The organism is Algibacter sp. 2305UL17-15 (assembly GCF_040720935.1).
Classification (GTDB): Bacteria; Bacteroidota; Bacteroidia; order Flavobacteriales; family Flavobacteriaceae; genus Jejuia.
In genome coordinates, this window is sequence record NZ_JBFDAE010000019.1 from 37,110 (window position 1) to 60,722 (window position 23,613).

The window sequence follows — 23,613 nt, forward strand, 5'->3', positions numbered from 1 at the left end:
TTATTTTCTAATGTGTCGCCTCTCCCGCCCCACTTGGTATTCTAATGTTTTCAACAATCTCTTGCACGTCCATTGGAGGTTCTGGTGTAAATTTCATAATGACAATGGAAACAATAAAATTCAAAATCATGGCTACCGTTCCAAATCCTTCTGGAGAAATACCAAACCACCATTCGTTTTTATCTGGAAGTATCGCGTCAAACCATCCTAATCTGTATTTCATCATATAAAATAACATGGCGGTAATCCCAACAACCATACCTGCTATAGCACCTTCTTTGTTCATCTTTTTATAAAAAATACCTAAAATAATTGCTGGAAAAAATGAAGCAGCGGCTAAACCAAAAGCCAATGCAACGGTGGCCGCCACAAACCCGGGTGGGTTAATGCCAAAATAGCCCGCAACACAAACGGCTACTACTGCAGACAGACGAGCAGCAACCAATTCGCCTTTTTCAGAAATTTTTGGGTTAATCATTTTCTTGATTAAATCGTGAGACACAGATGACGAAATAACCAACAACAAACCTGCTGCGGTTGATAACGCAGCTGCCAGTGCACCAGCTGCAACTAAAGCAATTACCCAATCCGGTAATTGCGCGATCTCTGGATTTGCCAAAACCATAATATCATTATCAACTACCAATTCGTTTTTAGTTTTATCTGCTACATATTGTATCAGTCCATCGTTATTTTTATCGTCAAACTTAATCAATCCTGTAGTTTCCCATTTTTTAAACCACACAGGTACATCCGCATAGGGTTGGTTTGAAACGGTCTCAATTAAATTTGTGCGTGCAAAAACAGATACTGCAGGTGCTGTGGAATATAATATCACAATTAATAACAACGCAATTCCAGCCGATTTACGCGCATCCTTAACACGCTTTACCGTAAAAAACCGAACGATTACATGTGGCAATCCTGCTGTACCCACCATTAATGCAAAGGTTATGGCAAATACATCAATCATGGATTTTGAACCTTCGGTATATTCATTAAAACCAAGGTCTGTGCTTAATCCGTCCAACTTATCCAATAAATAAGTTCCAGAACCATCAGATAAGGTGCCTCCAAAACCTAATTGCGGAATCGGGTTTCCCGTTATTTGAATCGAAATAAAAATTGCCGGTACCATAAACGCAAAAATCAACACACAATATTGAGCAACCTGAGTATAAGTGATGCCTTTCATGCCACCAAGTACCGCATAAAACAGCACGATAAGCATCCCGATAATGACGCCTGTATTGATATCGACCTCTAAAAAACGGGAAAACACCAATCCTACGCCACGCATTTGTCCAGCCACATAAGTAAACGATACAATAAGCGCACAAAACACTCCGACAGAACGGGCTGTGTTAGAATAATAGCGGTCTCCAATAAAATCGGGTACTGTAAATTTCCCAAACTTCCGAAGATAAGGTGCTAATAATAATGCTAAAAGCACATAACCTCCTGTCCAACCCAATAAATACACCGCGCCATCATACCCTGCAAAGGAAATGATACCTGCCATAGAAATAAACGAAGCGGCACTCATCCAATCAGCAGCAGTAGCCATTCCATTGGCTAAAGGCGAAACGCCTCCTCCAGCAACGTAAAATTCTTTTGTGGAACCTGCTCTAGACCATATGGCGATTCCTATATAAAGTGTGAATGTTATTCCAACTAAAATGTAAGTCCAGTTTTGAACACCTATACCCTCCATTACTAAACTATACATCATAACCATATTTTTTATCGAGTTTATTCATTAAACGTACATACACAAATATCAAAACAACAAACACGTACATGGCACCCTGTTGAGCAAACCAGAAGCCTACTTTGAAGCCTCCCATTTTAAATTCGTTAAGCGCATCCTTAAAAATAATTCCTGCACCAAAGGACACAATAAACCATATAAATAGTAGAATAAATAAATACCTAATATTCTCTTTCCAATAGGCTTTTGCCTTTTCTTTATCTGTCATAATTAAAGTTTGTTTTCTTGATATAATTTCAATAAACTTGATTCACTTTTTATTCACTTTTTGAAAAAATAAAATTTATGTTATAAAAATAGTTAGTCGTCTAAAATCGTTCAAACTATGAGCAAATATGTCCAAGTTTCAACAATTAATAGTGTTTAAGCCTTAATAAATACCCTTTAATTTCTTTTACCACTCTTGGTGCCATAATAATTGTTGCCAACATCGTTGGTATTGCCATAAGTGCAAAAACACCATCAATTAAATTCAACATCACACTAAATGGCGTTGTAGCGGCCAATATGATACTAAGCAGGTAAATGTAATTATAATAATGCTTTTTATCTGCGCCTATTAAAAACGACAAGCACTTTGTGCCGTAATATGAATATGAAAATAGTGATGAAATACTAAAAATAGCCACACAAACCATGAGCAAATATTTACCATAAATAGGCATGGTATGACTGAATGCCGAGGCAGTTAAACTGACGCCATTATCTAATGTGGTTTCCCAAACGCCTGTGACTAAAATAGCCAAGGCTGTTAGCGTGCAAACCACTAAAGTATCTATGGCGGGCCCTAACATAGCTACTAAACCTTCGCGAACAGGTTCATCGGTTTTTGCTGCGCCATGAGCCATGGGCGCTGTACCAATGCCTGCTTCGTTTGAGAATGCACCACGACGAATTCCTAACAAAATCAATGCCCCTAAAACACCGCCCATAAAAGCTTCACCTTCATAATATTCTGCTGAAAATGCATCGGTAAAAATCATCATGAAATACTTCGGCACCACTTCATAATTTGAAATCAAAATAAATAGCACTAAAACAAAATATAACAGCACCATAAAAGGCACCATTTTAGAAGCCGCATTACTAATGCTTTTTAATCCGCCGAAAATAATCATTGATGTTAAAGCTACCAATATGAAGGCCAAAATGAGATTCGATTTCAAACCCACTTCAACACCATTTGGAATTAACACAATATCGTTTATAGCCTGTGTTAACTGATTGACGTTTACAACAGGCAGCGCACCAATCATCCCGAAAACACTAAACATAATGGCCAAAGGTCTCCAAGATTTACCCAAGCCTTCCATGATAAAATACATGGGCCCTCCTTGTAATTCGCCAGCACTATCTTTTCCGCGATACATGATGGCGAGTGTAGATGTGAAAAACTTGGTTGACATCCCTACAATGGCGCTAACCCACATCCAAAACATAGCACCTGGGCCACCAACCGAAATAGCTACCGCAACGCCAGCAATATTTCCCAGGCCAATAGTAGAAGACAAAGCTGTTGTTAGGGCTTTAAAATGTGAGATTTCCCCAGAATGGTTTGGGTCATCATATGTACCTTTGAGCACCTGAATGGCATGACCAAAAAACCGAAATGGTAAAAATTTAGATACCACTAAAAGATATAACCCACCTCCAATTAATAAAATGACCAAGGGCAATCCCCAAGCATAATCAGAAAAGGTTTTTATAAGCTGTTGCATACCTAACTTAATAAGTTTATAAATATATCACTTTACCAACATTCAGTTTCAATTATTTAAAAGTATATTTATGGTTGTTAAACCAACCTATGTCTAGATCAAATCGGTTATATTTTATTGATGCCGTTAGAGCATTTGCTATTCTAATGATGCTTCAAGGTCATTTTATTGACACATTAATCGACCCAATTTACAGAGACCCAACAAATACTGTTTACTCAGTCTGGTCTTACTTTAGAGGTATTACGGCACCTGTATTTTTCACCATCTCCGGATTGGTTTTTATGTACCTATTGTTACGATCTTACACTAAAGGCGATGATAGACCCAGAGTAAAAAAAGGACTTACTAGAGGTTTATTATTAATAGGTATTGGTTACAGTTTACGTGTAAATTTATTGAGCTGGTTTAGTGGTAATTTCAATTATAGGTTTCTAGCTGTTGATGTGTTACAATGCATTGGTTTATCCCTTATCATATTGGTTTTCCTATACGTGATTCTAAAAAAGCATTCCTATATTTTAGCTATTATTTTAGCTATAATTGGTACCGCTTGTTTCTTAACCGAACCTTTGTACCGTGGATTATCGCTATCCTCTATGCCATTAATGATTTCGAATTATCTAAGTAAGGAAAATGGCTCTGTATTTACAATTCTACCGTGGTTTGGCTATACGGCATATGGCGCATGGTTAGCAACCGTGTTTTTTAGGCATGTGCATAGACCACGATTTAAAATTTTCACTATTGCTACGTTTTTTGGTGTTGGTATGTTATTAATATACTTTTCGTCATGGTTTTTAATAAAATTGTACCATGTCACAGATTTTGAACTTTTTGAAGCATCTGCAAATTACAATTATCTCTTTACCAGATTTGGTAATGTTTTAGTGCTATTCGCTTTATTCTACACGTTCGAGCGTTTTATGAAACAATCCATTATTACAAGTATTGGACAAAAAACCCTATCTATTTATGTCATTCATTTTATACTCATTTATGGGAGTTATACAGGCTATGGATTAAGTCGCTATTTCAGAAAATCATTAACACCAACCGAAGCAATAATTGGCGCAATTTGTTTTATGGTTGTGGTGTGTCTTATCTCTTTTCATTACGCAAAAACTAATACATTTGTTTATAATATATTTAGAAAATGTATTGATACAATAAAAAAGTAATACCATGGCTTACGACGACTATTTAGCAGATAGAATCAGGCAACAATTAAAGGAAAAATCAATTCATTTTACCGAACTCAAAATGATGGGCGGTCTGTGTTTTAAAGTTGATAATAAAATGTTATGCGGCATTCATATTGATAAAAAATCCGGGAGCAGCTTGTTAATGGCGCGTATTGGAGAAGACGCCTATTTAAATGAACTGGAAAAACCCGAATGTTTGCCGATGGACTTTACAGGTCGCCCCATGCGTGGTTATATTTTTGTAACTCCCGATGGTTTTGATACTGAAGATGGCCTATCGTATTGGTTGGATTTATGTTTGGCTTTTAATCCTTTGGCTAAGGCTAGTAAATCCAAAAAGAAAACGAAATAGCTAAAAAAATTCTTTTAAAATAATTGTAAAAACTGACAAAAGTAAGCTTTTGAATAAATTGGTATGTTTAATTTTGCTGCTACAAACAGCCAAATTCATATATTATGCACGCGAAAATCACTTTACTAATTGGTGCTGTATTTATAACAATTAGTTCTTGTAAAGATTCCAAAAAAGAAACACATAATAGCACTCAAGAAAGCGGACACCATTGGAGTTATTCTGGAGAAACATCTCCAGAACATTGGATAGAAATTGAAAAGAATTCCGATTGTGGGGGCAAGCACCAATCGCCAATTAACATCATCCATAAAGATACAGATTCTGTAAAAATTAAAGGCGATTTAAAAATTCAATACACACCAAAAACACTTTTGAGCAAAGTTGAAAATAACGGACATTCCATTCAGTTTGATTTTGAAGCTGGCGATTCTATAAATTATAAAAACCAAACCTATTACTTAAAGCAAATTCACTTTCATGAGCCGGCGGAACATAAAATAAATGGCGTTATTTATCCTATTGAAATGCATTTGGTGCATGTAAGTAAATCTGGAAAACTGACGGTTTTAGGATTACTGGGAGAGGAAGGAGACGAAAGTCAACTATTCGAATTTTTCGAAAGTTTTCTACCGCTTAAAAACGGCGCAGTAAAAGACATTCATCAAAAAATTGATCTATCGAGTTTACTTTTAGAGGACAAACATTACTACTCCTACGGTGGTTCTTTAACTACGCCTCCATGTACTGAAGGCGTTAATTGGGTTGTGTTTAAAGAGTCTATTATTTTATCTGTTGGAGAGGTGTTGAAGTTAAGGAACAATATGCCCGTAAATAATTATAGAAATGAGCAGCCTCTGAATGAACGCGGGGTTGAATATAATTATTGATGTTGAAAATTTTTCTTTCTTTTTTTGTTGTGAATATTTACTTTTTAGTTTTAAAAATTTATATTTGTTCAATAAACCTTTAAAATCGACATGATGAGAAATTTTTTCGGAATTATTTTCATAATTGCATTTTCACTAACTTCTTGCTCTTCATCCGATAACGACTCTGGTAACAGCAATTCTACAATAAATCCACCTATTTGGATTCAAGGAACTTGGTTATTAGAGGGATCTAATGCGCAGTCTGGTTATAGATTTGCAAATGATGATTTCTGCTTAGTTTTATTGACAACGCAAAATTGTTTTAAAGAATCAATTAGACTTACTGAAAACTCAGGAGCAATAACTAATATAAAGGAGCAAATCACTGATAATAACTACTCTATTGAAATAACTTTAGCAAGTCAAATTTTAACTTACAATTTTAAAAAGGTAACGGAAACTCAAATAGAATGGACTAACAGCCCTTTAGGTGATCTGACGCAAGCCATTTATTTGAAGCAATAAACCGCTCCGCAAAGTCTCCCGACTTTGAGGAACATAAAACTAAGCAAATTGCCCTCAGACTTTGCGGAGAGACTTTGCGGAGCAGCATAATTCCTACTTCAAATACACCAAAACATTCCTTTCAATACGCTCCTGAATATTACTAACATCCGCCTTAATAAAAGTTTCGCCTGTAATATTCTCATACAATTCAATATAACGTTCAGAAACCGTTTCGATATAGTCATCGCTCATAAAAGGAACTGTTTGTCCTTCTAGACCTTGGAAGTTATTTGCTATTAACCATTGGCGCACAAATTCTTTGGAGAGTTGCTTTTGAGTTTCTCCTCTATCTTGACGTTCCTGATAGCCGTCAGCATAAAAATAGCGTGATGAATCTGGTGTATGTATTTCGTCAATTAAAACAATTTGTCCGTCTCTAGTTTTTCCGAATTCGTATTTGGTATCTACTAAAATCAATCCTCTTGAAGCTGCAATTTCAGTTCCGCGTTGGAATAACTTTCTTGTATAATCTTCAAGTACAATATAATCTTCTTCTGAAACAATACCACGTTTTAGGATATCCTCACGAGAAATATCTTCATCATGATCGCCCATTTCCGCTTTTGTTGCAGGTGTGATTATGAGTTCTGGAAACTTATCGTTTTCTTTCATCCCTTCTGGCATTGGGACGCCACAAAGTATGCGTTTTCCTAGTTTATACTCTCGTGCGGCATGACCAGACATATAACCACGAATTACCATTTCTACTTTAAATGGTTCGCATAAATGTCCTACTGCGACATTTGGATCTGGAGTTGCGGTTAGCCAATTTGGTACTAAATCTTCAGTTGCTGCCATCATTTTTGTAGCAATCTGGTTTAGTATTTGTCCTTTGTATGGGATTCCTTTTGGCATCACGACATCAAATGCCGAAAGTCGGTCTGTTGCAACCATGACGAGTTCTTCGTCATTGATATTATATACTTCTCTAACCTTTCCTTTATAGACATTTTTTTGTCCTGGAAAATTGAAATTGGTATCGATTATGGTGTTGTTCGTTTTTGCCATAGTTTGTTCCGATTTTTTCGGGAGATTTACTGTTTTTTCCTCGCAAACCTGTCTGGGACAGCAAAGCTTGATATCTGTTTATTTTAATTTACTTCTATTTTTCGCTAAACACTTTGACTGCACTCAGTATGACATCCATTTCTATATTTTTATTTTACTGCCTACTGCCCACTGAATACTGCCAACTGAATACTGCCCACTGAACTATTCTATATTTTCTATACTCTTGTAAGCTGCAATAACTTTTTTAACAAGTTTATGACGAATAACGTCTTTATCATCCAAAAATATCATGCCTACACCATCTGTACTTTTTAATATCAAAAGAGCCTCTTTCAATCCTGATATGGTTCTGCGTGGTAAATCTATTTGCCCAGGATCGCCGGTCAACAAAAACTTTGCGTGTTTCCCCATTCGGGTTAAAAACATTTTCATTTGGGCGTGTGTGGTGTTTTGTGCTTCATCTAAAATCACGAATGCATTGTCTAAGGTCCGTCCCCGCATAAATGCCAATGGTGCAATTTGTATGGTGCCCTTTTCAATATAACTTGTTAACTTTTCGGGAGCAATCATATCGCGCAACGCATCGTAAAGTGGTTGCATATACGGGTCTAATTTTTCTTGTAAATCGCCCGGTAAAAACCCCAAATTCTCACCTGCCTCTACTGCTGGACGTGTTAAAATAATGCGTTTTACTTCTTTATTTTTAAGTGCCCGAACTGCCAACGCCACACCAGTATAAGTTTTACCTGTTCCTGCGGGACCAATGGCAAAAACCATATCGTTTTTATGCATGCTCTCCACCAACCTCCGCTGGTTTGCCGTTTGCGCCTTTATCAATTTACCGCCTACACCATGAACAATGGTTTCCCCACTTTGCTTTGAAGTTGTATAATCATCGCTACTTTGACTGGTCAGCACACGTTCAATTACATTTTCATCGAGCTTGTTGTACTTTGCAAAATGTTTAAGAAGCATAGAAATACGTCTATCAAATTCCTCTAGCAATTCTTCATCCCCAAAGACTTTGATTTTATTACCGCGCGCTACAATTTTTAATTTTGGAAAGTGTTTTTTAAGAAGTTCTATGTTAGCATTTTGAGCTCCGAAAAATTCTTTTGGAGTTATTTCTTCTAGTTCAATAATAATTTCGTTCAAAAGCGTTTATTTAATATCGTTTGGTTAAAACATTAATAGAAATAATGTTTCCTCTGATGAAATGATTTATTAGTTTTGTTGCAACAACATTCTTATTATCAAAAATACATAATTTTGGGTAAGATGACATTAAAAACATATCAACAATTTTGCCCATGGCAATCATAACTCTCACAACCGATTTTGGTGAAAAAGACCACTTTACTGGCGCAACAAAAGGCGCTATTTATAGTGAGCTTCCTGATGTGAGAATTGTTGATATCTCACATAATGTGTCGCCTTTTAACATTCCCGAAGCAGCTTATATTATTCAAAATGCTTACAGCAGTTTTCCTAAAGGTACCATTCATATAATTGGAATTGATGCTGAATTGAATGCCGAAAACAAGCATATTGCCATAAAACTGGACGATCATTTTTTTATTTGTGCCAACAACGGCATTATGAGCATGATTTGTTCTGAAATTGCGCCCGAGAAAATTGTTGAAATTAATATTCACGATAAAATACAGACGAGTTTCCCCGTGTTGGATGTTTTTGTAAAAGTAGCTTGTCATATTGCACGAGGTGGTACGCTCGATGTTATTGGAAAACCCATCAACAACATTAAGCCCATCATAAATTTAAAACCTTATGTAAATGAGGACAAAACCAAAATTATTGGTCGCGTCATTTATATTGATAATTATGGGAATGTGGTCACTAATGTGAAACGCCAGTTTTTTGAAACCATACAAAAAGGGCGCGAATTTGAAATTACGGCGCGACACTATAAGTTTAAAAAAATACTCAAAAAATATAGCGATATTGTGAATTTTCAGATTCCTGAAGAAAGACGTAATGATGGAGGAAAAGGCTTGGTAGTCTTCAATTCTGGTGGGTTTTTAGAAATAGCAATGTATAAAAGCGATTCCAAAAAACATGGGAGTGCTGCCACCTTAATGGGACTTGCGGTAATGAACACCGTTAGTATTGACTTTATTTCTGTGCCTGTTGTGGTCAATAAGGAAGAAAGGTACTTAAACGAATAAGGATTTATGTTGGTACGAATTGTTAAAATGAGTTTTGAGGAACATAATATCAATGAATTCTTGACTATTTTTGAAACTAACAAAATGTTTATTAGGGGTTTTGAAGGGTGTCGGCTTTTAGAATTATACCGCGATAAAAATGAAACCAATATATTTTTCACTTACAGTTATTGGAATTCTGAAGCTGATTTAGAACATTATAGACAATCCCAATTGTTTAAAACGGTTTGGAGTAAAACCAAACAATTGTTTAATGCAAAACCTCAGGCCTGGAGCGTTGATAAGTTGGAAACTTTAGAATGAAAATTAAATGAATAACGATTAACGAATGTTGAATAACGAATATTGAATAACGATTAACGATTAACGATTGATGAATATTGAATAACGATTAACGAATAACCAACAGCCAGTAAGCATTAAACCTTTAAACGCCTAAACTTTTAAACCTCTAAACCCCTAAACTTTTAAACCCCTAAACCTCCAAACCCCTAAACCAAAAAAATGCGCGCCATCCTTAAAAAAGAAATAAATTCATTTTTCGCATCGCCCATTGGGTATTTGGTTATTGCTATATTTTTAGTTTTAAACGGTTTGCTTCTTTGGGTTTTTAAAGGCGATTTTAATATTTTGGATTATGGGTTTGCAGATCTATCTGCTTTTTTTTTATTAGCACCTTGGATTTTGTTGTTCTTGATTCCTGCTGTAACGATGCGCAGTTTTTCAGATGAAAAAAAACAAGGCACTTTAGAACTTTTATTGACGAAACCTATCTCTCATCTCAACATCGTTTTGGGTAAATATTTTGGTGCGTTAGCATTAATTCTAATTGCATTATTACCTACGCTTTTATATGTTTATACGGTTTATCAATTAGGAAATCCAGTTGGAAATTTAGATTTGGGCAGCACATTTGGGTCGTATTTTGGGCTTATATTTTTGGCAGGAACATATACTGCAATTGGTGTGTTTTGTTCTACATCATCAAATAATCAGATTGTTTCTTTTATTCTTTCCGTATTTATTTGTTTTTTCTTTTTTATTGGTTTTGAAGGTGTTACAGAGTTTACCTCAAGTACTATTGTAGAACAATTTGGCATCAATTACCATTATAAAAGTATGAGCCGTGGCGTGATTGACACACGGGATATCATTTACTTTTTAAGTGTGATTGTGTTTTTTATCCTTTTGACACAATTAGGAATTAAAACAGACAAAATATCTAAAAAGGAAATCACAAAACTTTCAGTAATTTTTATTGGTTTGTTCCTCTTAAATGTAATTTCAAGTTTTGCGTTTAAACGCATTGATGTTACCAAAGACCAACGCTACACATTAAGTAATTCTGCGAAAGATATTGTCGCACTTGCGGAATCCCCAATAGTTATAGATGTGTTTTTAAAAGGCGAAGATTTCCCTTCGGAATTTAGACGACTCCAACAAGAAACCAGACAACTGCTCGAGGAATTTTCTAATGTGAATAACAATATTGTTTTCGAATTTATTAATCCGTTAGAAAACGAAGCGTCTCGTCAACAAACCATACAAGTATTAACACAGCGTGGATTAACACCAATGCAATTAAGCGTTCAGGAAAACGGAAAATCGACTCAAGAAGTTATTTTCCCTTGGGCTTTGGCAAGTTATAACGGACAAACGGTAACTATTCCTTTAGTTAAAAATAAAATTGGAACCACACAACAAGAGTTAGTGAGCAACTCGGTACAGCACTTAGAATATGCTTTTACAGATGGTATTAAAAAATTAGTCACTCCAAAATCAAAAAAGATTGCAGTACTAAAAGGCAACCAGCAACTAGAAGACAAATACATTGCAGATTTTGCCAAAAAACTAGGCGAATACTATTTTATCGCACCATTTACGCTAGATAGTGTTGCAACCAGTCCGCAAAAAACTCTAAAAGATTTAACGCAGTTTGATTTAATTATTTCTGCAAAACCAACGGAAGCTTTCTCTGAAGAAGAAAAATTTGTTTTAGACCAATACACCATGCAAGGCGGCAAAAGTTTATGGCTACTAGATGCGGTTGCGATGGAGAAAGATAGTTTATACAATGACACTGGCAAAAGTTACGCTGTTGCAAGAGATTTAAACCTTACCGATTTTTTCTTTAATTATGGTGTACGCATCAACCCGGTTATGGTAGCTACACCCTACTCCGCCCCAATAACACTCGCTCTGGGAGATGGCAGCGATTCGCAATTTCAACATTTAAATTGGCCCTATTCGCCTTTGGCAATTTCAGGGCACAAACATTCCATAACCAACAATTTGAACATCGTACGGTTTGATTTTGCGAACCAAATTGACACACTTAAAAATTCAATTAAAAAAACCATCCTTTTAGAAAGTGCTCCTATATCAAAATTGGAAGGCACACCGCGAGAAATTAGTTTAGATGTAGTCACTAAACCTACCGACCCAAAAACCTTTAATAAAGGCAAGCAAACCCTAGCTGTTTTGTTGGAGGGCGAATTTACTTCGGCATTCAGCAATCGTATCAAACCTTTTAAAACTTCGGAAGAAAAAAATAAAAGTATTGCTACAAAGCTAATTGTGATTGCAGATGGGGATGTGATAAAAAATGATGTGGTTAGAAATACACCTCAAGAATTAGGATTTGATAGATGGACTGGAAAACAATACGGTAACAAGGAATTTTTACTGAATGCGGTAAATTACCTTTTGGACGATAACGGACTTATAAACATTCGTTCCAAAGAAATTGAGGTTGCCTTTTTAAATCAAGATAAAATTGCCAAAGATAAAACACTATGGCAAGTGCTAAACATTGGAGTTCCAATTGCTTTACTCGCTCTTTTTGGTTTTGTGTTCAACTACCTTAGGAAGAAAAAACACACCTCATAACTGTTAATAAGTTTGTTTCTTAATATAGACTGTTTGGAATATATTTGTAGGTAGTACAATTACAATTTAAACCAAGCTATTTACATGAAACATTTACAATTTACGGTCTTTAATTAGTTCCAAATTGAACTGTAAATGTTACATGAGACTTCTAAAAAAAACAAAAATTAACGAATGAAATTTATAGTATCAAGTACCTATCTTTTAAAGCAATTACAAGTTTTAGGTGGTGTTATCAATAGTTCTAACACATTACCAATTTTAGATAATTTTTTATTTGAATTAGACCACACTAAATTGACGGTTTCTGCGAGCGATTTAGAAACCACAATGTCTTCTACCCTAGATGTAGAAAGTGATAGTGAAGGTAGCGTTGCTATTCCTGCACGCTTGTTATTAGATACTTTAAAGACATTTCCAGAACAACCCTTAACCTTTGTTATTGAGGATAATAATACTGTTGAAATTAGCTCTAACCACGGTAAATATGCTTTGGCTTATGCTGATGGTGCCGAATTCCCGAAAGCTGTGGCATTGGAAGATCCAAGCAAAACGGTTATTCTTGGAGATATTTTGGCAACAGCCATTAGCAAGACAATTTTTGCAGCAGGAAACGACGATTTGCGCCCTGTAATGAGCGGTGTGTTTTTTCAGTTTTCTACAGAAGGGTTGACCTTTGTGGCTACAGATGCTCATAAATTGGTAAAATATACCAGGGAAGATGTGAACGCTAGTCAGGTAGCAGAATTTATTATGCCTAAGAAACCTTTGAATTTATTGAAAGGTATCTTACTTGCCAGCGAAGATGAAGTAACGATTGAATATAACGAAAGTAACGCGAAGTTTACCTTTGAGAATTCTGAATTGATCTGTCGTTTAATTGATGGAAAATATCCAAATTATGAAGCGGTAATTCCAAAGGAAAATCCTAATAAATTAGCGATTGATAGAACCCAGTTTTTAAATTCTGTGCGTCGTGTTAGTATTTTCTCAAATAAAACCACACACCAAATACGTTTGAAAATTGCTGGTGCCGAATTAAATATTTCTGCCGAAGATGTAGATTACAGCAACAAAGCCGAAGAGCGCCTAACCTGTGATTATCAAGGTGATGATATGCAAATTGGTTTCAACTCCCGTTTTTTAACAGAGATGTTGAATAATTTAACTTCTACCGATGTACAATTGGAAATGAGCATGCCAAATCGCGCTGGTATTTTAACACCTGTTGATGGCTTGGATGAAGGCGAACATATTACGATGTTGGTGATGCCTGTGATGTTGAATAGTTAAATTCCTGTGGAAGTTATCCCGAAACTTAGGAATTATAATATAATATAGTGGCTATCTCGATTCTAGATAGTCACTTTTTTTTCGCGCAAAGGCGCTAAAACGTGAAGTTAAGATTGTGGAAATAGCTGAACTTATCCATACTATTTTAGTATATAGATAGTTTAAACTTACTGCAAATTGATGATAGTAATTCAGTTTACACTTGACTTTATCAGAAAGAGCAACTAATTTAAGTCGTTCAACAACCAACAAACCAAATGATAAAAATCTTTTGAAAAAGTTAGAGGCGTAATCTCAACTGGAAAAATTGATTTAATAAAAAATGAAGCACTAAAAACTTTGATAAGTCGCTTTAAAAGAGAAATTGCAGATCTAAGTGAAGATGAAAAGGATGTGAGGGTTTTGGCTCATATTAAAATATGTCCATTATTAGCGAAAAACAACGATATGATTGATGTGTACCAAAACACTTATGCCTATACAGTTGATAGGTTAAATTGAGTTCATCTTCAATGCTTGTAAATTCCAATTTATTAGGGCGTTAATTTCGCAACGTTTTTATTACAACAAAATGATTATAAATGAGTTAGATGGTATCTCAAAAATGTAAAATGACATACTTCAACTTATAAATAATGAAATCATGAAAACCTAACAAAATACCGTGGTATAACATATGAGCTGAAAACACGAGCGAGCTAAACCCAAAGGCTTCAGGGGAAAAGTAAAACCTATATAACAAAAAACCTGAACAATAAAATTATTGTTCAGGTTTAAATAATTATTTCGAATCCTTTATTAATCTGTAGCGATTATTTAGGATTTGGCATAAACTATTATTTAGCAAATTTTAATACACCTTTATCAGTTGCTAATATATAAAGTCCTGTTTTTAGGGTTGAAACACTAATTTCATTAGAAACCTTACCTGTCTTAATTGTTCTACCTGTTAAATCATAAACTTTGTAATCGCTTCCAATTACGGTTGAATTAGAAATTACAACAGCATCCTTGCTAGAACTATAAAAAGCAGCTAATTTATTTTTATTGAAATCATTTGTGCTTAAAATTTCTTCCTCAATAGTTGACACAAAATTAACATATGTTTGATTGGTTGGTGGATTAGCACCTACAACTTGAAGTATATATTTGTAACCTGACTCATAATCGTCAGTCATTTCCACAGGTTTAGTACCCGCTGGAATACTAACTACAACAGTAGCCTCACCAGCTGTAAAATCTGCAGGAACTAAAGTCTTAAGGTTTGTGAAATTATCCGAGCCCCAGCCAAGAGGAGCAGTTCCAAAACCACTTCTAGACCAATTTATAAACAATTCAGGACCAACCGCAGGATTAGTCTCATCGTAATTTTTAATGACAATGGTTATTGAGTTAGCACTAACGTTGTCAAAAGAATAGTTAGGAATACCCGTACCCCAAGGATAATCAGCAAAGCTACCTGGATTAGAAACGTAATCTGTACTACCGTTCAAAGAAGCAGAATAGTAAGTTTGTGCAGTTAAACTTGTTGTGCATACCATCAAGGCAAACATCACAAACAATAAAGTAATTTTTTTCATAATCTTATAATTTTAATTAATTAATAACAACAAATTTAAATTATTCCTTCATTTTATGTTATATTAATAACTTGATAAAAACTTAGCGAACACAAACACTAGACATATTTTGACTTGACAAAAACTTGACAAAACAACAAAAATGCCTTACTGCCTCCATAGCTACGACTAGTAGTTCTAATTATTTTATTTCTAATTTAAAAGAAAAACCACTTAGCTTTTAGTATATTTTTATTAAAACGAAACTTCAAAGCAGCAATAACCTTGAAGTTTTTTTTAGGATTCGTTTGATGGTCTTATTTATGATTTTTGTGCATGAGAACCGTCAGGATATAGAAGCAACAAATTTGATGTTTAAATATAAATATTCAGATTAGAAGAGGATACTTCAAATTGTAAATTCAATGAATAAACCAAGATAAACACTTTTAACTGTTCCTATTGTTTCGCCGTTTGGTATTTCAATATAAGCTTTCGGAATGAAATTGTATTCCAATCCTACTCCTGTTTTACCAGCTTCAAACCCTTCGCCTAATAAAAACCTAATTGGCTATTCATGCTTCCTTCCAATACTTTAGCAGAATTGTTTCGTCCGGAAATACAAGGCATTAAACACTACTCGCATTTTTTGGCACGTTGTTTGTAATTATCTAAGCATGAACGCAAATACTGAAAAACAACTCAGTATCTAAAACACACAATTATGAAACAATTTATATTCTTATTGGCAGGTTTTATCCTTATAGGATTTACTGGTAATGCAGCCACAACCAACACAGCAACAAATACAGCGACGACTTTTTATGGAGGTTATGGAAATTCTTTCATATTTGTTGAAAACGGTATTGAATTTTCGGTGTTTCCTGATGGACAATTCGATTTTAATATCCTGAACCGCAATTCCCGATTGAATGTTAATATTAATTCACGAAACGCAAATATTAGTTTTAATTCAGGTTACGATTATAATGCATATGTACAGTATGATGAGTTTGGAGCTATCATTCAAATAGAAAACATTCCTATTTTTTATGATTATTACGGCCGCATCAGTCAAGCTGGAAATGTAACTATTAATTACAACAGCCTTGGTTATGTAAATCGCGTTGGTGGTTTATATGTTCACTATAATAGATATAATAGATTTTCGCACTATACTGGCTTTATCAATATTTACAATAGAGCATACGTTTACAGACCTTGGCACAGATTTTACGGTGTCCCTGCAATAGATTATTGCGTAGTGTATAACAGGCCTTACAGACGTTATTATAACCCAGTAAGATATACATATAACAGACCGTTTTATAATAATTACAGACCAAGAACAGCAATTGCTAGCAGACGAGGTAACACTATAAACAGAAATAGAAGTTACGCTACAGTAAATAGGAGTTCTAGAAACAGAACCACGGTTAATAATTTGGCTAAAAGCAGAAGAAACGTTTCTCAGGATAGGACTACAAGAAAGAATGATTCTAGAAGAATTTCGAATAACAACAACAGAGTTGCAACAAATAGAAATGCACAAAAATCCACTTCTAGAGTTGAAAACAGAAGCAATAACGCAAGACGTGAAAGTTCAGCGAACAATAGAACTACCACAAGACGAGAAAGCTCTGTAAGCACTAGAAGTACACAACCTAAAACACGTGTAAACAATACGAGCCAAAGAACTTCTAGAAAACAGTCTAGTACAACGGTTAGACAAGCGCCTAAAAGAAGCACGTCAACCCAAGTAACGAGAAACAGAAGTACTACGGTTACAAAAAAACCAAAAGCAACTAATTCTCGTATATATAACAGAAACGGAAGTAGCACAAATAGAAGTTCTGGAACAGTTAGCAGATCTTCTAGAAGCACATCAAAACCTGCTTCGCGTGTTACAACAAGAACAAGACAAACAAATTCTAGAGCTACTCAAAGTAGAAGTGCCTCTAGAAATAACAATACAAGATCTACTTCTCGAAGAAGGATTTAAAATTTTGGTTGGTTAGTTGGAAAGCCCTGCGAAAAGTATGCCTCAAAGCTACATCGTAGGGTTTTCTTTTTTTAAAAGTTTCATTAAAAGATGCTATTAAAGCGTCCAGAATTTTGATTATATCAGCTAAAAAAATCAAAAAAACTTTAGACACGGATTACACAGACCTGCCGGCAGGCAGGTTTTCACGGATTATTAAGAGCGGTGAATTGTTTCGCGGAGATTCACAGAGAAATAATTCTAAAAAGAAAATGTCGCGCAAAGACGCCAAGTCGCAAAGAATTATGAGCGGTTAAAATTATGCGGAGACGCACCGAGGTTCCCGGAGATGCGCAGAACAAAAACAAAAAATAAAAGTTTTACATATAATAAACTATTTCTCCGTGAGGTCCTGTGGTTCTCCGTGAAACTCGGTGTTACTTTTTAACTAATATAGTGTCGCGCAAAGACGCCAAGTCGCAAAGAATTATGAGCGGTTAAAATTATGCGGAGACGCACCGAGGTTCTCGGAGATGCGCAGAACAAAAAAAAAAGTTTTACATATAATAAACTATTTCTCCGTGAGGTCCCGTGGTTCTCCGTGAAACTCGGTGTTACTTTTTAACTAATATAGTGTCGCGCAAAGACGCCAAGTCGCAAAGAATTATGAGCGGTTAAAACTATGCGGAGACGCACCGAGGTTCTCGGAAATGCGCGAACAAAAAAAAAGTTTTACATATAATAAACTATTTCTCCGTGAGGCTCTGTGGTTCTCCGTGAAACCCGGTGTTACTTTTTAATTAATATAGTGTCGCGCAAAGGCGCCAAGTCGCTAAGAAAAAAAACAACTAAGAAGTAAACTGTGAATGTAACCGAATACTGAGCCTGAAAACTAAATATTGACACGTCCAGGTAGCTATCGGGATCACTGACTATCACAGATTAGGAAGCCCAAAAATTGTACACAGAGGCGCAGATTTGCTAAGCGAGACGTGACTTACTGTTAACTGAGACTGGGACTGCGACTGAAAACTGCGACTCATTTAAACACTCTTCTTCAAAAATTTATATACGGCACCATTAATATCTTCTGAGAACTTAAATCTATAAACGACTACACTAAAAACTCCAGTAATTATAACAGACTTCAAAAAGATGTTTAAAATAGGATGAAAATTAAAATCCCAAAAATAACCTAACAGAGCCATAACCGCTATCACTACCGCTACTTTGATGGTATTTACAGTAAAAGGGATAATATTAAAAGCTTTATATACAAAAACAACTTTTGCCGTATTATACAGCAATACTGCGATAAATGTCGCCAATGCGGCACCATTAATACCATATAAAGGAATAAATATTGTATTTAAAAGCACCATGAAAATTACTAACAATACTCCTAAAACCAATACCATTCTATAATAATCACTATTAAACAAAATGGCATTATTACTACCTATAAGCGCCTCAAAAAGCTTAGAAAGGCTAATTAGCAGTACCACATACAAACCAACCCGATACTCGCCTGCAATGAGATAATATAACTGGTTGATATTCAATATAATCAAAAGAAAAATCAATCCACCTACAATGAATAAATTTAAAGAGCTCCGCTTGTATAAATCACCCAAATTTTTATAATCCTTCTCATTTAAATACTTTGCTGATAAAGGCAACAATATTTGATGCATCGCTCTTTGAGGCACAGCTACAACAGCAGCTATAAAAATTGCAACATTATAATACGCAATATTCTTAATAGGTATATACTTGCCAAGCATCACTTTATCGACATCTAAAAGTATCGTAGCAATTGATCCCGCAATAATAATTAAGGCTGAATATTTTAAAATACCTGTAATGCCATTCACTTTTTTAAATATAATTACCGGTAATTTCACACTAAAAGCATACGCCATCATTACAAATACCCTCAAGATGTAAACGATGACAAGACCAATCATAAACTGCTCAATGCTCAAAAAGTTTAAGTACAGTAAGACTAATAGAATCATGGTACCAACTCTATGAAATACCTCTTTCATAAAATTCCCGAAAACCGTTTGTAATTGCACTTTTACCCAAGCGTAAAACACTTCAAAATAAGCTAAAGCGATTGCTATCACTATGGTGTGCCACAAATAATTCTTTATGATTGGATTCTCGGTAGATAAATAATCGCCAATAATTTCATAGCCAAAATAACCGACAATACTTAATGGAACAATCATCAACAAAGGCAAAAACAGCATCAAAGTCAGAAAACTATTGAGCGCGATTCTCGTTTTAAATGATGAATAAAATTTAATCAATGTATTATTGACACCAAAAGCCATCAAAGGCATCATTACAAATGCTGCAGAAAGCATAAACCCCACCATACCGTAATAGGCGTCGCTCATAAAATTGGTATAAAGAAATAGGGTATTTATGGCACCTATGGCAAATCCAAGATATGTTGAAATGATATTTTTAATTGACTGTGAAGCAACAATTCCCATTATACGAGTTGTGATAATCTTTTTGTGAGAGACTTTCTGTGGTATTTTTGCAAGCCGATGGGGTGCGACTTTAATATTCCCTTTTTATAATTCATATAGAGTTCTAAGATACTCTTTTTTAAGGATTCAGAATCTTGATAGTTGAAATAAGAACCTGTGTTGGTTTCTTTAATAATACGCTCTACATCCGAAGCCTTTGGCCCTATGGCTAATATTGGCCTATTAGACACCATGTATTCAAAAAGCTTTCCCGGTATGATGGATTTGGTGTTTTCGGAATCAATTTCTATCAACAACAATACTTGAGATTTTTTTTGATATTTAACTGACTCTGAATGTGAAACATAACCTATCTCATTTATATAATCAGTTAAACTATTTTTTTTAATAGTTTGAAGTACGTTTTCGCTTATAAAACCTACAAGATTTAATTGAAAATCTTGTTGAAAATCTTTGTTTTCAGTAATCAATTCAGAAAGCACTTTCCATAAAATCTCTGGATTTCGTTTTGATAATAAGGATCCTATATGAGATAACGTAAATTTAGAATCCATTTCAAAAGGACCTGAATCTTCATTATCATAGCCATTTGTAATCACTTCAATAGGTTGTTTTGTAATCTGCTGAAATTCCTTTTTCGTCACGAAACTGGTTACAATAACTTGATCCGCAGTTGCTAAAACCTGTTTTTCCAGCGATTTATGTTTCTTTTGAGAAGATGGCGCCAACTTTAATTGTTTGTGATATCCAATAGTTGTCCATGGATCTCTAAAATCGGCCAGCCACTTCACGCCCAGTTTTCGTTTTAAATTTAAACCAATCAAATGTAAGCTATGTGGAGGCCCCGTTGTAACTATCGTTTCAATGTTGTTTTCTGAAATATATTTTAAAAGAAATTCAGTTGAAGGCCCTACCCAACCTACTCTCGCATCAGGTATAAAAAAATTACCTCTTATAAAAAGCATCAATTTCTCAACCAATGATTGCTTTTTATTTTCATTGATAATTCCCCTGCTTATGGTATTTGCCTTTTTTCTAGAAAAGAATTGCGCTAGTTTATAAGGTTCGTTTATGGGGAATTTAATGACTTCTATGTCTTTTGAAACTTCGCTTTCAAGGCTAGTATCAATTATTGGATAATTTGCGTTTTCCGGTACAAAAACAATGGGCTCAATATTAAATTCTGGTAAATATTTTACAAATTTCAACCAACGCTGCACCCCAGGGCCACCAGCGGGTGGCCAATAATAAGCGATTATGAGCACCTTTCTACGCACTCCGTTTTTTCTTAAACTCGTAAAACAAACCCACAATTAGTAGAATTCCTAATAACACAGAACCTACCAAAGAAATAGAACTTCCTGTTTTTACAACATCTGGATCAAACTTAAATTCGATGGTATGCTCTCCTGCTGGAACTTCCATACCCCGTAAAATATAATTCACTCTGGTAAAATCAGCTTTTTGACCATCTATAAAAGCTTTCCAACCGTTGCCATAGTATATTTCAGAAAAAACAGCGAATCCATTATTAGAATTAGTCGATCTATACTTGATATAATTAGGTTGATATTCAACAACCTTTATGGAAGCCAGAGAATCGACTTCAAAATCGGTTTTAACGAAATCCGTTTCAACATGATTACGAATATCAATTAAAGCCACTTTCTTTGTATTTAAACTATCTAAAAGTGTAATTTCCTCGTTGGCGCTTTCTACGGGTTTTAATTTTTCAACAAACCACGCATTCCCATTAGCCTCATCATTAACATACGGAAAAACATTGCCTTCTTTATCCTGGGCGATAATATACTTTGTATTCAGCATATTAAGCACATTTATATTATTTCGCGACACGTACCAATCAAATACTTCTCTGTATTTCTTCAACTCCGCTGCGTTATAACCGTTTAATGAATTATGGTAATAAGAAGGTTTTGAAGGCCCTGACACTAAATCGAACACTCTAAAATGCGTCGTATCCTTTAAAATTTGCTTGTCAACTTCGTTAGCCGTAAAAGGTTTGTTCATTTTTATGGACGACACAAAATCATCTTCATTGACATAACGTCTGTTCACGCCCACTAAATCAAACAAAATAAGCACCACAAAAGCAACAATAACCCATTGTTCTTTAATTTTATTTTTTAAATATCCAAAAATTACACCTGCGGAAAGCAACACTAAAATCAGCGTTCTCAATGTATCTGAAGTAAAAATAGCTTTTCTATCTTCTTTTATAGCACGACTAAATCCTTGACCATAATTCTGAATGTATTGACCGTCTCGAATACTCACAAAGTCAAATAAAGACGACCCAAAAAACAAAAATAATAACGCTAATCCTCCTGTGATTGCGGTTGTATATTTTAAGGCTTTAAGCTTTTCTTCATCTTTGTTAAAATCATTAAACAATTTAACCAATCCGAAAACACCTAAAACAGGAATACACAATTCTAAAATGACTTGTATAGAACTTACTGCCCTAAACTTATTGTAAAGCGGTACGTAATCAATGAATAAATCAGTTAGGAAATTTAAGTTTTTCCCAAAAGACAACAATAAAGACATTATCACACCCCCTACTAACCACCATTTTAAGCGCCCTTTTACCAAAAACAAAGCAAACACAAACAGGAATAAAATAACCGCACCAATATAAGCTGGAGCTTCAACGATAGGTTGGTCTCCCCAATAGGTTGGCGCATTTTCGGCTTGCTCTAATGCTTGACTTGGAGATGCTCCCAGTTTTCTAAAAAATTCATAGGTTTCAGAATCCTTTCCAACATTATCATAGCTGCCACCTCCCATAAACCGTGGGATAAACAAATTAAATGTTTCGGTAATTCCGTAACTAAATTGAGTGATGTAATCTTTATCCAAACCAGAGGTTACCTCTTTAGGAGAACCATCAGGATGTATGGTCAATTCACTTTTACCCCGTGTACTTTCCTTAACATACTCTTGGGTTGCCAATACATTTGTGGCATTTAAACTGATTGCTAAAATAACGGCACCTACTAAAATCCCTATGGATTTAAAATAATGTGGCAACATGTTCTTCTTATAAGCATCAATCAAATAAACAATCCCTAAAACCACTACTAACAGGAGCAAATAATACGTCATTTGAAAATGATTGGAGACCAATTCTAATCCCATCGCAATTGCGGTCAACAAAAACCCTAACATATATCGTTTTTGAAACACCAGAAGAATACCCGCCAAAACTAACGGCATATAAGCAATGGCGTGGGCCTTGCTATTGTGCCCAACACCCAGAATTATAATCAAATAGGTTGAAAACCCGAAGGCCAAAGCACCGAGTGCAGCCAGTTTAAAATCGACTTTCAATACTAAAAGCAGCACATAAAAACTTAATAAATATAGAAACAAATAATCCGCAGGCCTTGGTAAAAAACGCAATGCCAAATCTAGCTTTTTAATATAATTGTGGGGGTATCGCGCACCGAGTTGATAGGTGGGCATACCTCCAAACGCACTATTTGTCCAATAGGTTTCTTCGCCTGTTTCAGCTTTAAAATCCTTTTGCTGCTTAGACATCCCGATATATTGAACAATATCACTCTGGTATATTTGTTTGCCTTGTAAAACAGGATTAAAATAAGCCAGGGAAACGACTATAAAACCTGCTATAATAAGTAAATGGGAAAGTGATTTCTTTAATAAAAGCTGCATGAAAAA

The 23,613-nt window shown here is 35.0% G+C and carries 19 protein-coding genes; 10 read left to right on the forward strand and 9 right to left on the reverse strand.

All coding sequences use genetic code 11. The annotated features are described in order from the left end of the window. Window positions 1-7 precede the first annotated feature (7 nt). From ABXQ82_RS16685 to ABXQ82_RS16695, 3 genes are all read right to left on the reverse strand, one after another. On the reverse strand, window positions 8-1,705 hold the full coding sequence (locus ABXQ82_RS16685; protein WP_367062520.1) for a sodium:solute symporter family protein: 1,698 nt from the start codon (window positions 1,703-1,705) through the stop codon (window positions 8-10). Between the two features lie 16 nt (window positions 1,706-1,721). Next, window positions 1,722-1,979, reverse strand: coding sequence for a DUF4212 domain-containing protein (locus ABXQ82_RS16690; RefSeq protein ID WP_367062430.1), 258 nt, complete (start codon window positions 1,977-1,979; stop codon window positions 1,722-1,724). A gap of 145 nt (window positions 1,980-2,124) precedes the next feature. Continuing rightward, window positions 2,125-3,489, reverse strand: a complete 1,365-nt coding sequence (locus tag ABXQ82_RS16695; RefSeq protein WP_367062433.1) for an alanine/glycine:cation symporter family protein — start codon at window positions 3,487-3,489, stop codon at window positions 2,125-2,127. A gap of 89 nt (window positions 3,490-3,578) precedes the next feature. Between ABXQ82_RS16695 and ABXQ82_RS16700 the strand changes: the two genes are divergently transcribed. The 4 genes from ABXQ82_RS16700 (at window position 3,579) to ABXQ82_RS16715 (ending at window position 6,443) form a co-directional block, all read left to right on the forward strand. Beyond that, complete coding sequence (locus ABXQ82_RS16700) at window positions 3,579-4,670, forward strand: heparan-alpha-glucosaminide N-acetyltransferase domain-containing protein (RefSeq protein ID WP_367062436.1); 1,092 nt, start codon at window positions 3,579-3,581, stop codon at window positions 4,668-4,670. Window positions 4,671-4,674: 4 nt separating this feature from the next. Then, complete coding sequence (locus ABXQ82_RS16705) at window positions 4,675-5,046, forward strand: TfoX/Sxy family protein (RefSeq protein WP_367062439.1); 372 nt, start codon at window positions 4,675-4,677, stop codon at window positions 5,044-5,046. Window positions 5,047-5,150: 104 nt separating this feature from the next. Then, window positions 5,151-5,936, forward strand: a complete 786-nt coding sequence (locus tag ABXQ82_RS16710) for a carbonic anhydrase family protein (protein ID WP_367062442.1) — start codon at window positions 5,151-5,153, stop codon at window positions 5,934-5,936. A gap of 90 nt (window positions 5,937-6,026) precedes the next feature. Next, window positions 6,027-6,443, forward strand: coding sequence for a hypothetical protein (locus ABXQ82_RS16715; RefSeq protein WP_367062445.1), 417 nt, complete (start codon window positions 6,027-6,029; stop codon window positions 6,441-6,443). A gap of 93 nt (window positions 6,444-6,536) precedes the next feature. Here the strand turns inward: ABXQ82_RS16715 and ABXQ82_RS16720 are convergent, their stop codons facing one another. Both ABXQ82_RS16720 and ABXQ82_RS16725 read right to left on the reverse strand, forming a co-directional pair. Then, window positions 6,537-7,493, reverse strand: a complete 957-nt coding sequence (locus tag ABXQ82_RS16720) for a phosphoribosylaminoimidazolesuccinocarboxamide synthase (RefSeq protein WP_367062448.1) — start codon at window positions 7,491-7,493, stop codon at window positions 6,537-6,539. Window positions 7,494-7,697: 204 nt separating this feature from the next. Beyond that, window positions 7,698-8,651, reverse strand: a complete 954-nt coding sequence (locus ABXQ82_RS16725) for a PhoH family protein (RefSeq protein WP_367062451.1) — start codon at window positions 8,649-8,651, stop codon at window positions 7,698-7,700. Between the two features lie 155 nt (window positions 8,652-8,806). Between ABXQ82_RS16725 and ABXQ82_RS16730 the strand changes: the two genes are divergently transcribed. The 5 genes from ABXQ82_RS16730 to ABXQ82_RS16750 all read left to right on the forward strand — a co-directional run bounded on the left by ABXQ82_RS16730 (window position 8,807) and on the right by ABXQ82_RS16750 (window position 14,365). After that, a complete protein-coding gene (locus tag ABXQ82_RS16730) occupies window positions 8,807-9,682 on the forward strand; it encodes an SAM-dependent chlorinase/fluorinase (protein WP_367062454.1) in 876 nt (291 codons plus the stop codon). A 6-nt stretch (window positions 9,683-9,688) separates the two neighbouring features. Beyond that, window positions 9,689-9,985 (forward strand): antibiotic biosynthesis monooxygenase family protein, encoded by a 297-nt coding sequence (locus ABXQ82_RS16735; RefSeq protein WP_367062457.1) that lies wholly within the window; start codon window positions 9,689-9,691, stop codon window positions 9,983-9,985. A 201-nt stretch (window positions 9,986-10,186) separates the two neighbouring features. Further along, window positions 10,187-12,571 carry a gliding motility-associated ABC transporter substrate-binding protein GldG gene (gene gldG, locus ABXQ82_RS16740; protein WP_367062460.1) on the forward strand — a complete coding sequence of 795 codons (2,385 nt, stop codon included), beginning with the start codon at window positions 10,187-10,189 and terminating at the stop codon, window positions 12,569-12,571. A 174-nt stretch (window positions 12,572-12,745) separates the two neighbouring features. Continuing rightward, on the forward strand, window positions 12,746-13,864 hold the full coding sequence (dnaN, locus tag ABXQ82_RS16745; protein ID WP_367062463.1) for a DNA polymerase III subunit beta: 1,119 nt from the start codon (window positions 12,746-12,748) through the stop codon (window positions 13,862-13,864). A 339-nt stretch (window positions 13,865-14,203) separates the two neighbouring features. Continuing rightward, window positions 14,204-14,365 (forward strand): hypothetical protein, encoded by a 162-nt coding sequence (locus ABXQ82_RS16750; RefSeq protein ID WP_367062466.1) that lies wholly within the window; start codon window positions 14,204-14,206, stop codon window positions 14,363-14,365. A 335-nt stretch (window positions 14,366-14,700) separates the two neighbouring features. Here the strand turns inward: ABXQ82_RS16750 and ABXQ82_RS16755 are convergent, their stop codons facing one another. Continuing rightward, entirely contained in the window at window positions 14,701-15,444 is a 744-nt protein-coding gene (locus tag ABXQ82_RS16755; protein ID WP_367062469.1) for a T9SS type A sorting domain-containing protein, read from the reverse strand. A 703-nt stretch (window positions 15,445-16,147) separates the two neighbouring features. On the opposite strand from ABXQ82_RS16755, the gene ABXQ82_RS16760 reads away from it, so the two are divergent. Further along, window positions 16,148-17,425: a hypothetical protein gene (locus tag ABXQ82_RS16760; RefSeq protein ID WP_367062472.1), complete on the forward strand. Its 1,278-nt coding sequence runs from the start codon at window positions 16,148-16,150 to the stop codon at window positions 17,423-17,425. A 1,022-nt stretch (window positions 17,426-18,447) separates the two neighbouring features. On the opposite strand, the gene ABXQ82_RS16765 is transcribed toward ABXQ82_RS16760, so the two are convergent. From ABXQ82_RS16765 to ABXQ82_RS16775, 3 genes are read right to left on the reverse strand one after another with little or no spacing between them, the layout of a single operon-like run. Continuing rightward, the gene (locus ABXQ82_RS16765; RefSeq protein WP_367062475.1) at window positions 18,448-19,908 is read right to left on the reverse strand and encodes a polysaccharide biosynthesis C-terminal domain-containing protein; all 1,461 of its coding nucleotides are present in this window, start codon (window positions 19,906-19,908) and stop codon (window positions 18,448-18,450) included. Beyond that, complete coding sequence (locus ABXQ82_RS16770) at window positions 19,908-21,185, reverse strand: glycosyltransferase family 4 protein (protein ID WP_367062478.1); 1,278 nt, start codon at window positions 21,183-21,185, stop codon at window positions 19,908-19,910. Before ABXQ82_RS16770 ends, ABXQ82_RS16765 begins: the two co-directional genes overlap by 1 nt. Then, complete coding sequence (locus ABXQ82_RS16775) at window positions 21,178-23,607, reverse strand: YfhO family protein (protein WP_367062481.1); 2,430 nt, start codon at window positions 23,605-23,607, stop codon at window positions 21,178-21,180. Before ABXQ82_RS16775 ends, ABXQ82_RS16770 begins: the two co-directional genes overlap by 8 nt. Window positions 23,608-23,613: the final 6 nt, after the last annotated feature.

Coding starts and splice junctions, on each gene's coding strand:
- ABXQ82_RS16690 (WP_367062430.1), bottom strand. CDS start 1,979: ATGACAGATAAAGAAAAGGCAAAAGCCTATTGGAAAGAGAATATTAGG.
- ABXQ82_RS16695 (WP_367062433.1), bottom strand. CDS start 3,489: ATGCAACAGCTTATAAAAACCTTTTCTGATTATGCTTGGGGATTGCCC.
- ABXQ82_RS16700 (WP_367062436.1), top strand. CDS start 3,579: ATGTCTAGATCAAATCGGTTATATTTTATTGATGCCGTTAGAGCATTT.
- ABXQ82_RS16705 (WP_367062439.1), top strand. CDS start 4,675: ATGGCTTACGACGACTATTTAGCAGATAGAATCAGGCAACAATTAAAG.
- ABXQ82_RS16710 (WP_367062442.1), top strand. CDS start 5,151: ATGCACGCGAAAATCACTTTACTAATTGGTGCTGTATTTATAACAATT.
- ABXQ82_RS16715 (WP_367062445.1), top strand. CDS start 6,027: ATGATGAGAAATTTTTTCGGAATTATTTTCATAATTGCATTTTCACTA.
- ABXQ82_RS16720 (WP_367062448.1), bottom strand. CDS start 7,493: ATGGCAAAAACGAACAACACCATAATCGATACCAATTTCAATTTTCCA.
- ABXQ82_RS16730 (WP_367062454.1), top strand. CDS start 8,807: ATGGCAATCATAACTCTCACAACCGATTTTGGTGAAAAAGACCACTTT.
- ABXQ82_RS16735 (WP_367062457.1), top strand. CDS start 9,689: ATGTTGGTACGAATTGTTAAAATGAGTTTTGAGGAACATAATATCAAT.
- gldG (WP_367062460.1), top strand. CDS start 10,187: ATGCGCGCCATCCTTAAAAAAGAAATAAATTCATTTTTCGCATCGCCC.
- dnaN (WP_367062463.1), top strand. CDS start 12,746: ATGAAATTTATAGTATCAAGTACCTATCTTTTAAAGCAATTACAAGTT.
- ABXQ82_RS16755 (WP_367062469.1), bottom strand. CDS start 15,444: ATGAAAAAAATTACTTTATTGTTTGTGATGTTTGCCTTGATGGTATGC.
- ABXQ82_RS16760 (WP_367062472.1), top strand. CDS start 16,148: ATGAAACAATTTATATTCTTATTGGCAGGTTTTATCCTTATAGGATTT.
- ABXQ82_RS16765 (WP_367062475.1), bottom strand. CDS start 19,908: ATGGGAATTGTTGCTTCACAGTCAATTAAAAATATCATTTCAACATAT.
- ABXQ82_RS16775 (WP_367062481.1), bottom strand. CDS start 23,607: ATGCAGCTTTTATTAAAGAAATCACTTTCCCATTTACTTATTATAGCA.